At 48.1% G+C, this 12,688-nt stretch carries 13 protein-coding genes; 8 read left to right on the forward strand and 5 right to left on the reverse strand.

Translation table 11 applies throughout. From position 1 onward, the window contains the following. Positions 1-20: 20 nt before the first annotated feature. Positions 21-866 (reverse strand): HDOD domain-containing protein, encoded by an 846-nt coding sequence (locus ACXAG2_RS01255; protein ID WP_474864436.1) that lies wholly within the window; start codon positions 864-866, stop codon positions 21-23. A gap of 263 nt (positions 867-1,129) precedes the next feature. On the opposite strand from ACXAG2_RS01255, the gene ACXAG2_RS01260 reads away from it, so the two are divergent. After that, a complete protein-coding gene (locus ACXAG2_RS01260) occupies positions 1,130-2,383 on the forward strand; it encodes a glycosyltransferase (protein ID WP_474863991.1) in 1,254 nt (417 codons plus the stop codon). Between the two features lie 38 nt (positions 2,384-2,421). After that, a complete protein-coding gene (locus ACXAG2_RS01265; RefSeq protein WP_474863993.1) occupies positions 2,422-2,844 on the forward strand; it encodes a hypothetical protein in 423 nt (140 codons plus the stop codon). Here ACXAG2_RS01265 and ACXAG2_RS01270 read toward each other — a convergent pair. Together ACXAG2_RS01270 and ACXAG2_RS01275 are read right to left on the reverse strand one after the other, a co-directional pair. After that, positions 2,837-3,220 carry a SufE family protein gene (locus tag ACXAG2_RS01270; protein WP_474863994.1) on the reverse strand — a complete coding sequence of 128 codons (384 nt, stop codon included), beginning with the start codon at positions 3,218-3,220 and terminating at the stop codon, positions 2,837-2,839. The genes ACXAG2_RS01265 and ACXAG2_RS01270 overlap by 8 nt on opposite strands. A 1-nt stretch (position 3,221) precedes the next feature. Continuing rightward, a complete protein-coding gene (locus ACXAG2_RS01275; protein WP_474863996.1) occupies positions 3,222-3,623 on the reverse strand; it encodes a DUF2750 domain-containing protein in 402 nt (133 codons plus the stop codon). A 131-nt stretch (positions 3,624-3,754) separates the two neighbouring features. Between ACXAG2_RS01275 and ACXAG2_RS01280 the strand changes: the two genes are divergently transcribed. After that, the gene (locus tag ACXAG2_RS01280) at positions 3,755-4,600 is read left to right on the forward strand and encodes a hypothetical protein (protein ID WP_474863998.1); all 846 of its coding nucleotides are present in this window, start codon (positions 3,755-3,757) and stop codon (positions 4,598-4,600) included. An 11-nt stretch (positions 4,601-4,611) separates the two neighbouring features. Then, a complete protein-coding gene (locus ACXAG2_RS01285) occupies positions 4,612-5,082 on the forward strand; it encodes a hypothetical protein (RefSeq protein ID WP_474864000.1) in 471 nt (156 codons plus the stop codon). A 5-nt stretch (positions 5,083-5,087) separates the two neighbouring features. On the opposite strand, the gene ACXAG2_RS01290 is transcribed toward ACXAG2_RS01285, so the two are convergent. Beyond that, positions 5,088-7,202 carry a two-component system response regulator gene (locus ACXAG2_RS01290; protein ID WP_474864001.1) on the reverse strand — a complete coding sequence of 705 codons (2,115 nt, stop codon included), beginning with the start codon at positions 7,200-7,202 and terminating at the stop codon, positions 5,088-5,090. 99 nt (positions 7,203-7,301) lie between these two features. Beyond that, the gene (locus tag ACXAG2_RS01295) at positions 7,302-9,854 is read right to left on the reverse strand and encodes an HWE histidine kinase domain-containing protein (RefSeq protein ID WP_474864003.1); all 2,553 of its coding nucleotides are present in this window, start codon (positions 9,852-9,854) and stop codon (positions 7,302-7,304) included. An 84-nt stretch (positions 9,855-9,938) separates the two neighbouring features. Between ACXAG2_RS01295 and ACXAG2_RS01300 the strand changes: the two genes are divergently transcribed. The 4 genes from ACXAG2_RS01300 to ACXAG2_RS01315 all read left to right on the forward strand — a co-directional run bounded on the left by ACXAG2_RS01300 (position 9,939) and on the right by ACXAG2_RS01315 (position 12,679). Further along, a complete protein-coding gene (locus ACXAG2_RS01300; RefSeq protein WP_474864005.1) occupies positions 9,939-10,520 on the forward strand; it encodes a hypothetical protein in 582 nt (193 codons plus the stop codon). A gap of 88 nt (positions 10,521-10,608) precedes the next feature. Continuing rightward, positions 10,609-11,418 carry an exodeoxyribonuclease III gene (gene xthA, locus ACXAG2_RS01305; protein WP_474864006.1) on the forward strand — a complete coding sequence of 270 codons (810 nt, stop codon included), beginning with the start codon at positions 10,609-10,611 and terminating at the stop codon, positions 11,416-11,418. Positions 11,419-11,433: 15 nt separating this feature from the next. Beyond that, entirely contained in the window at positions 11,434-12,078 is a 645-nt protein-coding gene (locus tag ACXAG2_RS01310; protein ID WP_303573992.1) for an energy-coupling factor ABC transporter permease, read from the forward strand. Then, a complete protein-coding gene (locus ACXAG2_RS01315) occupies positions 12,050-12,679 on the forward strand; it encodes a DJ-1/PfpI family protein (RefSeq protein ID WP_474864008.1) in 630 nt (209 codons plus the stop codon). Before ACXAG2_RS01310 ends, ACXAG2_RS01315 begins: the two co-directional genes overlap by 29 nt. The last annotated feature ends 9 nt before the right edge of the window (positions 12,680-12,688 follow it).

Below are 12,688 nucleotides of genomic sequence, written 5' to 3' on the forward strand. Positions count from 1 at the left end.
CCGCCGGGGGAAACCGGCGGTCAGTACAGAATAAAAGAGTTCGGATTAAACAGTGACATTACACTGATACACTGCAGATTAGTGATATCCAGCGCATCTTCCAGGTCTTCCCGCTTCAACGCCAGTCTGTCGTGCAGTTCCGGCGAGAGATTGTGATAGCTCGGATACACTTCAGGATTTACGTTATCCAAGGCCAGCACATAACTGAGTTGCAGAATAAGGGTATCGGAATCGTCCACTCCGATGTCGACGTCGTGAATCAGCGATACCGGACGATAGATAGATTCAGGGATCCCCCAGCACTGCACCAGTGCAGAGGACAATTCTGCATAGGTAAAGCCGAGAATGGCTTTTTGCAATTCAGCGGGACTGACTCTGGCATTGAACGCCAGGCATCGTTTCGCTTCCTGAGGCATCTCTGATGCGATCACCAGCTCTCCGATGTTATGCAGTAAACCGCAAACAAACAGTCTCTCAGGTTCGCGGATGTGTTTGTTCTCAGCAAAATATTTTGCCAGCAAGCCGCAACTGACGCTCTGCTCCCAGAATTTGTCCAGATCGATAACGTTGGCGTTAATATCACTGAATGCGTGGGTAATACCGTAAGCGAGCGCAAGGTCGTAGGCTGAACGTGTCCCGATGACTTGCAGTGCACGGCTGATGGTTTCAATTTTATTAGGGAAGCGGTACAACGCACTGTTAGCGACTTTCAGCATCTGGCTGGTAAGCCCCGGGTCAAAAGCAATGATTTCAGCAATGTCATCTATGCTGACTGCGTTGTCATCCATACACTCTTTTAACCGGGTAACTGCATCAGGCAGTACAAACACCCCACTCGCTTTTTCTGCAATATTTTGTGCATTCATCACAACAATACTCCGGCAATATCCTGTAGACCTTGTTCAGCAGGCGTTCCTTTTTTCAGCTCGCTGTTTACATGTATAGGCCAGGAAATCGTAACATGCCACACTTTTTCAGTTTAAGGCCTTAAATAATACGGGCCCGGGAATTATTTGAAGTTTAACGTAAAGGTATAAAAGAGACGACGTATGACCAGATACATAAGTCTTAAAATGCATACCCTGCCCTGAGTCTGGTAACATACCGTCTTTTGTTAGCGGAACACCTTGTGAGCACTGCGTTTTCATCTTTCCGGCCTGTGGCTGTGATTATCGGTTTTGTGTGGCCAGAGCCTGACTCTTCAGCAGCGGGACAGAATATGATGGGTATTATCACCGGCTTCCTGAATGATGGCTGGCGGGTAGTATTTATGACTGCCGCCAATGCGTCTGAGCATTGCGCCGATTTGGATTTAGACGGGTTGACGACAGAAAGTGTGGCACTAAATTGCAGCAGTTTCGATGAGCGTATTGCCGCTATTTCGCCGGATGTGGTGGTGTTCGACCGCTTTATGACTGAAGAGCAGTTCAGTGCAAGAGTGCGCGGCGCTTGCCCGGACGCCATGCGCATTTTAAATACGGAAGACTTGCACAGCCTCAGACATCAGCGTCACGAGCAGGTTAAAAGCGGCCACAAATCAGACAATTTTCCCGGCACATTCAGTGAGATGACTATCAGGGAGGTCGCCGCCATTCTGCGCAGTGATCTGACGCTGATCATTTCTGACCAGGAGTTGAACTGGCTGCAAAGCAATTTCCCGATCCCACGGGAGCAATTGATGCACCTGCCGCTGCTAACGACCGGATGCCGGACACCTCTGCCAGACTTCCATGCCCGCTCAGATTTTGTTTTTATCGGTAATTTCCGGCATGCCCCGAACTGGGATGCGGTACTTCAGCTACAACAGATCTGGCCGGCTGTCAGAAAGCGCCTGCCGGGCATTAACCTGAATATACACGGCGCGTATCCTCCTAAGAAGGCAATGGCTTTACATAATCCGGCCAGAGGATTTCACGTCAGGGGATGGGCTGAGAATGCAGATGAAACCATTGCATCTCACCGGATAATGCTGGCCCCCGTAAGATTTGGCGCGGGCGTAAAAGGAAAACTGGTGAAAGCCATGCAATGCGGTACGCCCTCTGTAACCACAACAACCGGTGCAGAAGGGGTTGGTGAGCAGGAAACCTGGCCCGGTATGGTTACACATACCAACGAAGACTTTGTTGAATCTGCTGTCACGCTATATACTGATGAAAATCTATGGTTAAAAGCGTCAGAAGATGGCAAACGTTTTGCGGCCAGTCATTTTGACTCAGTAAAACACCAGCGAATGCTCCTTGATGAAGTTAATGACCGTCGCAACCGCCTTCACGCCGATCGCCGGCAGTGGTTTTTGCAGGCGATGGTATGGCACCAGTCACTGCGGGCTTCACAATTTATGTCACAATGGATAGAGGCAAAAAACAAACATCACGGACAATAGTCGCTATGCTTAACTTGTCAGCCTCTCAGGAAAGATGAATGAAAACACTGATCAGCACCTTACTACTTACCCTGTATTCCTGCACTGCCAGTGCACAGGAAGATGACAATGTATATTTTTGTCAGGGAGTGGCTGAAGCTGTCAGTTCCATCCAGTACGGGCGGGCGTACGGTTTAAAAGATGAAGCCAATGGCGCAGTGGAATATATTGCCAGCTTGTCTGCTGAGGCTGAATACGACTTATTGCCTTACATTGATGCATTTATCCGTTCCTCTTCACCGTTACCTTCCGCATGGACGGAAATTCTGTTCACACATGCCTGTGTATACAGTTATGTAGATGACACTGAACAGGTAAAACGCATTTCGCGGCAACTGCCCTTTCAGTGCGATGTTAACGAGCCGGATATTGATTGCTTTAACGGCGTGTTAGAACGCATCCGGGACAATCGTGTCATTTAGGATTAGCAAGCGCGGCTATGACATAGCGCAAACCACTGGTGCGTGACTCACTGAGATAGCGTTCAAGACCTGCCTGCTGCAAGAATTCCTGCCATTCAGCAACGGTCAGCGGCCCGCTTAAAGCAGCTTTTTCAAGCATTACCGCCAACAAGCCTCTTATCACCTTCGAATCAGACCACGCCAGAAATGGCGAGGCGCCGTCTTCAGTATTTACGTCCAGCCACACATTACTCTGACAACCGGCAATTTTGTTGCCGGCAGAGCGTAAAGATTCAGGCAACACCGGTAAATGCTTGCCTGCCAGCATAATATGTCGCATGACATTATCCCAGCCACGGGCCTCACTGACCCCGGCGGCAAGCGGCGGCAGGGTCATTTTACTTTGTCTCTTCTTGCAGGCTGTCTGCCAGTTCAGAAGCTGTCATGATAATGCCGGCATCGTCACTGTTAAGCGGGAAAACACACACATGGGTATTGTTAGCAGCCATGCCGGGCAGCCAGGTTTCCAGGAACGTGTCGAGCGCCACTTCTTCCGCTGTTAATGTAGTGTGTGCTGCCACTTCCCATGTATTGATTAAATCCTTATGGGGCCATACGGGCAACACCACTGCACCGTCATTTTCGAACATCACGAAGCCTTCCTCTCCTTTTACCAGCCACACTGACTGTGCTTTGGTAGAGTACTGAAGAAACAACGCGGTACGTTCTTCCGGTGACAAGGATGCAGCCTGGCTTTGTACAATTTCAGGTAAAGTTTCAGATACGGTATCCGGGAACATATTTTTCTCACATAAATAATTTCCGGCGGATTATACCCACAGAGAGGCCCGGAAACTAATATAAACTCCCGCCTTTCCGTGCTAATCTCCATAATTGTGATTAAAGACTGCGTTAACTGAGTAACGTATTGATGAGCTCATCCTATTGTATCCTTTCGCCGGCACATGCAGCCTCAATGCCTCTTGATGAGGAGCAATTCCGGGAGTTAAAACGGGCAAGAAAACGTCTATCTTCAGCTTATGCTATCCGGCATAAATTTAAACTGGTCAGAACTAATTACGGCCTGATTACAGAAGCGCTCAAAGCCGTGGGGACTGCCTATCTCGATAATGCTCACCCTGAGCACTTAATTGACGCAAAGACACGACTTAACGCCGCGGTGAATAATTATATTCTTAGTGGCCGGACGTTCACGGCACAAATCAAACGGCATGTGCAGGCCTGCATCCAGGACCGTTCCGAAATTAACAGGCTCACCCGGCGCATGGAAATTGAATATCAGCGCTCTTTCGCCTACCGGTTTGTAGACAGTTTGTACGACTATGTGTCTTATTACGGGATCAGCGTTCACGAAATTGAAATAAGCGGGCAACCTGTATCTGATTCACCTGATTCTGCCCGCCGCTACGAAATCAAAGCGTATATCGACCGTGATTTCCTCGGTGGCCCCACGGATTTCAGAGCGTCGGTTTTGAAAGAAACGCCACGAAGCATAGAGCTGGTTTCGTTACTGGACGAATTCATGGGATGCCTGAACCGGATCAATGATCTGGCCAAGCAGATCACAGACGAGACCACAATTAGCAGCCACGTGCTGGTAAAAGAATTTATTAATGTTTTTGCCGGTTCAAACGGCGTGCCGGTAAACAACTTGTTTGTTGTTCATTCAATGCATGGAGACGACAACAACATCTATGATAAATTTCCTATCTCCATGTATGTTCACCAGCAAAACTTAGAAGACGAATACCGGTAAGACAAAGTAAAATGGAAATTACAGCACCACACAGTCAGTTTTGTTCATTACTGCCCGATGACTTTCTGACATTACACCGAATATCGTTTAATGAAAGAGCTTTCATTTTGTACCGGGCAACACTCCCTGCCGGCGCACCATCACAGAAAACTATTACTGTGCAATTTCCCTGGCTGGACATCACTGAGAATGCGTTTTCCGATATTGATTTACAGTTTCAGACACTGATAAACACAGCACTGGTCTGCTTCAAGGAACTGCAAAATAGCTTAATTCAACATGAGCCTGTGGTAGATTTTTGTCTGTTTATGATGCAAACCAATCCGTCATGCTGTACGTTTTCAATATCTACCGGCCACGAGCAGGCATTGTTCAAAGCATTACATGATATGCCCTGCCCCGATTGCTTCGGCTATCCCCGCATTCAAAATATGGCAATAACACCGCAGCAATCATTGTCAGCTATCAATTCTTTAGAATAACCACTTTAATAGGCAACACGTGCCTCTTCAGGCGCAAGCATTCTGAGAATTTCCGTCAGAGACTTTGGCCGGGCATACAAAAAGCCCTGGAATAAATCTGCTCCAACCTCTCTGGCGAATTCGGCCTGTGCGGGAGACTCGATGCCTTCAAAGATAACTGATTTACCCAAACGCTTATTTAAATCCACCAGCGAGGCTGCCAGTAACCGCATAGGTTCATCTTCCAGCCTGGCCAGCCAGGTACCGTCGAATTTTATCACCGACGCACGGTTATCTGTTAATTCGGATAAGGCTACAAGGCCATGTCCGAAGTCATCCAGTGCCACAGTAAACCCATAGTCTTCCAGCGCCCGGATAATACGTTTAGCACCGGCATCGACTATAGCCCGCTCTGAAATTTCGATCACAACGGATGACGGTGATACGTTGAAATCCGCAAAGTAGGTGACAAACTGATCCACCAGCGCTGTTGAACTGAGTTGCAACAACGACACGTTAATGTGGATCCTGATGTGACTTAAATCCTGTGCTTCAAGCATTCCGCTTGCAATGCATACTTCCCTTAACATTTTTAAGCCTAAGGGATTGATTAACCCCGTCTCTTCGGCCACGGGAATGAACGTATCCGGCTGCATGTCTTTTACGTCTTTCCCCCGCCAGCGGCACAGAGCTTCCAGTGCGACAACATTGCCTTCACCGTCAACAATAGGTTGAAAACTGGCGTACAAATCCTGATTTTTAATGGCAGCGAGCAAACTCTCTTCCACCAGCAAACGGTATTCAATGGCGGTTTCGTGATCAGAAGAGTAAACCACAGTTTGGTTCTTACCCTGCTTTTTCGCCTCATACATAGCGATATCAGCGTGTTTCAGCAACTCTTCTGTACTGTCCTGCATATCAAAATCAGCGACGCCAATACTGGCAGTGACGGAAAGCGGCACACTGTGACAATGATAAGGTTTAGCCAGAGACACCAGCATTTTTTGTGTCAGCGCTAATATGTCAGCGTTGTCCTGAACAAGCACAACAAATTCATCGCCACCATGACGGATTAATGTATCAGTGTTTCTCAGTTCAGCGTGCAGGCGCTGGGCACATGTCACCAGCAACGCATCGCCGATATCATGACCGTAGCGGTCATTGATTTGCTTAAAGCCATCCAAATCAATAAAAATCAGAGACTGGATACAGCGCGAAAATTTCACCTCATCCAGCAACAGTTTCATATAATTGCGGTTTCCCGTTCCGGTCAGCGGATCCCGGAACGCCAGTTCCTCCAGTTTACGCTCTGCCCGGGACAGATCTGATATGTCAGATACTGTCAGGACGCATTGCTGCCTGTCCGTTCCTGCTTCCAGGCTTGACAGGGTAATAAAAGCGGGAAACATCGCTTCTGTGCCGTTTCGCAGGGATAATTTATGACGGTATACACGGTCAGACTGTGCCAGTTCATCGCAACGTGAAAAGAGTTCAGGGTTAAAACCATACCGGGTGATGTCCTGCCCTTTCAGGGTAGACGCATCACCGGTTAACAAGGTTGCCAGCGAGCGGTTTGCCTCTGTGACTATAAAGGCGTCATCAATAATAGCGACCCCTTCGGACAACTGATCGAAGATCACGTCAGAAAGTCGGTGCTTCTTCTCTGTTTCATTTGGTAAAACTCCACCGCGACTGACTGGCGCCGCAGTGTCGCGCTGGATTTCAGGCAGCACCGTGTTGAACACGATTTTCTGTTCCAGTTCAAATCGCTTTAATGCAGTTTCACAACAGACTTTCAGTGTTTTAGTATCGAAAGGTTTAACAATGTAGCCATATGGCGACGTTTCCAACGCCTGACTCAATGTAGTGTCGTCAGAAAAAGACGTTGTATAAATCAATGGCGTAACAATTTTATTGGCAATGATCCTCGCGGCTTCAATACCACTTCCACCATCGGCGAGATGGATGTCCATCAGAATAAGTTCAGGTTTGAGTTCCTCAGCCATTTCAACGGCCTGTGACTCTGAGCGGGCAAGCCCGACGACTTCAGCGCCCATATGAGTAAGTTCGCGGGCCAGATAGGTTGCCGCAATAGTGGTATCTTCCACCACCAGCACCCGCTTATTTTCCAGTAAACTCATCACTACTCCTGTTATCACCGCCGGATAAGTCTGAAGACGACGGTTGACGCTAAGTTACACATTACTCTTCATCATGAATAAAGACTGCGTCAATCAGTCTTACAAGATTTGCGCCAGAGTAGTCATTAAATCCTGCCCGGTGACCGGCTTGGTTAGCACCGGTACATGCTTTATTTCATCCGGGATGTCTACATCCTCACCATAACCACTGACGATAATGGCAGGAATACCTTTGGCTGAAAGCTGTCTGATAAGGTCAAAACTGGTTTCATTACCCAGATGCACGTCAAAAACAGCCAGGCCGGGTTCGCGCCCTTCAACAGAACGGCGCGCTGCGGCAAGCGTACCTGCTACGGCGACATTCTGAACACCAAGTGCCTTCAGCTTTTTTTGCATATCAAGGGCAATCACCAGACTATCTTCGACTACCAGAGCATGTTCCGGCATGCTCAAAGACGTATCGGGTTCTGCAATCGCTGCCACATTTTCACTGTCCGTAGAAGTGTCTTTAACGGCAAGATAACGATGGGGGATCACCAGTGTCGCCCTTACGCCGCCCGGAGAAAACTCAACGTCCACTTCACCTTCAAGTTCATGGGGAATAACATTCCGTATCATTGTCATACCAAAACTGTCTTTACCCGGCAGTGACACAGGAGGACCGCCAGTTTCTTCCCAGCGGATGATTAACTCAGATTTTTTCGATACAGACCAGTGGACAGACACCGTGCCCTTTTCACCTGAGTTCGAAAGCGCGCCATATTTCGCTGCATTGGTAAACATTTCATGCATCACCAGCACCAGAGGCGTGGCTGCATAAGGCGCTATCAACACATCCTCACCATGGAGCTCAATACTGTTAGATAAATTCACGTAGGCCTGAATTTCAGTTTCCAGTAATTTGCGGAATGAAATATCAGTCCAGTCTGACGCAGTAAGTTGATCATGAGCGGATGCCAGAGCAACCAGGCGGCCACTGAGAACCTGAATAAATTCTTCCAGTGTTCTGCCGGCTTGCTCAGTTTGCATCACAATGGCGTTGACCAGATTCAGAATGTTCCGTACCCGGTGATTCAGTTCCGATATAAGAATTTCATGTTTTCGTGCAGCCTGCAGACGGATACTGTCCCTTTCCTGAATGTGTCTTATCATTACTTCAAGAAGGGTCACCCGCAAAGAATCTGCGTCATTAAGTTCCTGCTCAAGCCATTCGTGACAACTGTCACTGTGCGTTTGCTGCCAGACGTCGAAACTGCTCCTTGGCATAAGTCTGGCGCCATTCGGGCCGGCTACCACCGGTTTCTCCGGATTACCTGCCCAGCTTACGGTTTTGGTCTGTGCCTGACGGTAAAACAGCAAATAATCTCTGGGACTTTTTGATACAGGGACCGCCAGCACACCGGCAATGCCGTGAACATCAGTCTGATAACCACTCATAAAATCCGCAAGAGTGTCAATGGCGGCAATTTCGCTGGGTGCCAGTGCGTTCAACTGACGGCATAACCTCTTGAGGTTATCCGGTTCCAGACCATGCCCTTCACTTCGTACTTCACCGTCTACAATGACGCAAATACCGTCACATTTTATCAGGTCGCGCATGACAGGAAACTGATCAGCAATGCCCTGTGCCAGCGAACCGGAGGTCGGAATGGTCGACATTATCCGATTATGAACATGCCGCACTCTGTCCCGCTCGACACTTTGCTCCATCATTAACCGTGACGACAACTCGAGGGAAAATACCTCAGCAAACAGTTCCAGTTCCGTCCGTTGATAATACGACGGTATCTTAGGGCTGTAGTGGTGACAGGCAAACAGACCCCACAACTTACCGTTAATGATAATGGAAACGGACAGTGAGGCTTTCACCCCCATGTTTTTCAAGTACTCGATATGGATGGGAGAGACCGCACGCAGAGTGGAAAATGACATGTCAATTTGACTGTCAGCCCCCTTCACAACAGGTAACACCGGTACCGTTGTGTCGTCCACATCAGCAATCACCCTCAGCAGGTTTTTAACATACAAGGCACGGGCCTGCTTAGGGATGTCTGAAGCGGGGTAACGCAAGCCAAGAAAAGGCTCCAGCTTAAATTGCTTACTTTCAGCCACCACTTCTCCAGCCCCGTCCGGCAGGAACGTATACACCATGACCCGGTCATATCCGGTGATAAGTTGTATTTGTTGGGCAACCTGATCAATGAGTTCTTTACTGTCGGCGGCACGGTAAAATTGTGTCAGCAAAGATCGCACAAACTGCTCATCAGCTTTACGTTCACTGTGCACTTCTTCCAGCTCTATCAGCGTATAAAGACCGTTGTGATGAACAGAGATATCAACAGTCAGTCCGGTAGCCACAACTTTTTGTGCAAACAACCGTTCATTTCTGCCGGTAATCATGGAAGACTGTAAGGAAGAACGGATATGGTGTAACGTCGTTTTGTCAAACCAGTTTTTCAGCGGTTCTCCGGCAACTTCATCCGCTGGTACACCAAGATAATGTTCAGTATTGGCTGAGCAAAACGCAATCAGCCAGTCGGCGCGCACAGCAATCAGACAACCAAAAGATTGTATGCTGCCAGGCAGATGAATGGGTTCTCTGTCGCAATTAGTCAGATCGACAGTGAAGTCTGATGAAGTGGCGTTATCCATGTCTTTGAACCGTGCTTATGACTTTTAGAATTTTTTACGGCTTATTGTCTTACAACGTTTTTAGAATATCAGATCAACTTATTGATGAATATAAATAAACTATTTTTAACACTCAGAGAATCATCGTCAGAACCTCACAAGCAGTTAGAAGCCACGTACCCGTTTTGTTACCAGATGCGCAGTGAAGCGTTCAGTCCGCTGCATTATGGCAGAGCCTTGTCTGTACTAAGGGCTTTTCACGTTTATGCCGCGCCTTTCGTGGCCCGCTTACCTGATGAAATACGTCACCTGATTATAGTCGGTGATGTCATTGATGCACTTAACCGGGACCTGCAAATTTTAGGGGCCCAGGAAGAACAGCCTGAGTTCAAATCTGCATTATCATCTCAGTCACCAACCAGTTTGCTGGCATTCAGTTATGTGTGGATGGGATCGTCTATGGGCGGCAGTATTATCAGTCGCTGGTTGCAGTCACGCCATCCCGGTTTACCGCAGCAATACTACCGTGCCATGGCAGAAACCGGCGCAAACTGGGAAACGTTTAAAGCAGGCGCTACTGACTGGGCCCGGGCCAATAATATCAACGATGATGATGCGGGAGACGCTGCCAGACAGGTTTTTGAAAGTATCATTAATACTGCCTCACACTACAGTGAACCTGCTTAACTCAAAAGCTGCAAAATAGCCTGTGCCTGTCTTCAGGCAGCACAGCGGTTTTGCTATGATTGCAATAAATTAATTAACAGTGAATTTCATGAAAGTAGTATCTTTTAATATTAACGGGATCCGTGCGCGGTTGCATCAGCTGTCTGCACTGATTGAAAAACACCAGCCGGATGTCATCGGTTTGCAGGAAATCAAAGTGCATAACGAGCAGTTTCCTGTCGCTGATGTGGAAGCGATGGGTTACCACGTTTTCTTCCACGGACAGAAGAGTCACTACGGTGTGGCTATGCTCACAAAAGAGAAGCCGCTGAATGTGCAATACGGTTTTCCCACTGATGAAGAAGACGCTCAGCGCCGCATGATAATGGTGACGTTAGCAGGTAAAAATGGTCAGCCGGTACGGGTACTGAATGGCTATTTCCCTCAAGGCGAGAATGAAAAGCATGAAACCAAGTACCCGGCGAAGCGTAAATTCTATGCCGATTTAATGGGGTATCTCAGTGACCACCATAGTCAGGATGACAACGTCATCATTATGGGTGATCTTAACATTTCGCCGGCAGACAATGATATCGGCATTGGCGAGGATAACCGTAAACGCTGGCTGAAAACCGGCAAATGTTCTTTTTTACCGGAAGAACGGGAGTGGATTAACAAGCTCTACGACTGGGGCGTGACCGACAGCTTCAGAGCACAAAATCCGGAAGTAAGCGACCAGTTCAGCTGGTTCGATTACCGCTCAAAAGGATTTAACGACAACCGGGGTCTGCGCATTGACCATATCCTGGCAACAAAGCCTGTCCATGAAGGGCTTCAGGAAACCGGTATTGATTACGAATTGCGCGGCATTGAAAAGCCGTCTGATCATGCTCCCATCTGGACGGTGTATGATATTTAACTAACGAGGTCATCATTGACAAGCCTGCAAACATTCGCACTTATTCTGTTCACCGGACTGATGATTGTGATAATCAGGAATCTGTCCTGGCAGGCTCTGTTAAAAGATAAGAGACAGCAGCATGTGTTATTCGGTTATACCGCGCTGCTGTTTTTTTTGTGGATTTTCCGTGCCGGGATTTATCAGGGGCTGGATGTCCATTTTTTATGGCTGAGTGCACTAACGCTGACACTCGGATTCAGAAAGGCGCTGATTGCCGGAGCCGTGGCCCTTACCGGTATAACATTAACCGGTACTGAACAATGGCATATGATTGGCGTAAATGGTCTGCTTGGCGTTGTCATGCCTGTGTGCGTCAGCTACGTCATCTTTATGACCGCATTTCACAAAATCCCCCGTAACCTGTTCGTCTACATATTTGCCTGTGCATTTTTCCCGGGCGCCATAGTCATTGCTTTGAAAATGGGTTTGCTGGGGGGATATTACCTGGCTGACGGTTTATATGACTGGCAAACCGTAAGAGATAACTACCTTATTCTTATCCCCTTACTGCTCTTCCCGGAAGGTCTGTTAAATGGTATGACTATGACATTGCTCATCGTCTATAAACCTGAACTGGTCTACACCTTCCATGACAAATTCTATATCGACGGAAAATAACCGACGGCCATTACGTTTTGCCATTGTGATTTATCCCGATGCTGAAGTACTAGATTTCGCCGGGCCCTACGAAGTTTTCACTACGGCTGTGCGGATCCACCAGTTGAACTGGCAGGTACAACTGGTAGCCGAAACTGCCATGATTAAAGCCCGTGCGGGTTTTATGGTACAGAGCCACACTACATTTGCAGATGTAGATGCAGAGAAACCGGACATCCTCATGGTGGTTGGCGGCGATCATACCCGCGAAATGAACAATCCTGTGTTGCTGGCATGGATCAAACAGGCATCTGCCAGTGCAAAGATAGTGGCATCAGTGTGTACAGGTTCATTCTTGCTTGCTGAAGCAGGGATTGTGGATAGCCATAATATGACAACACATTGGGAGGACATTGCTGATTTACGCAGGCTTTATCCGTCACTCACTGTGCATGAACATTGCCGGGTAGTGAATGAGGGCGCGCTTTACAGCAGTGGCGGTATATCAGCAGGCATCGACATGGCGTTAACGCTGGTAGCTGATATTACGAAGAAAGCTGATGCTGAAGCAACAGCCAGACAAATGGAATACCGGTGGGACGACAGCTGTCTGCGCATATAGCGCAGACAC

It is taken from the genome of Alteromonas sp. ABH4_456, assembly GCF_056160645.1.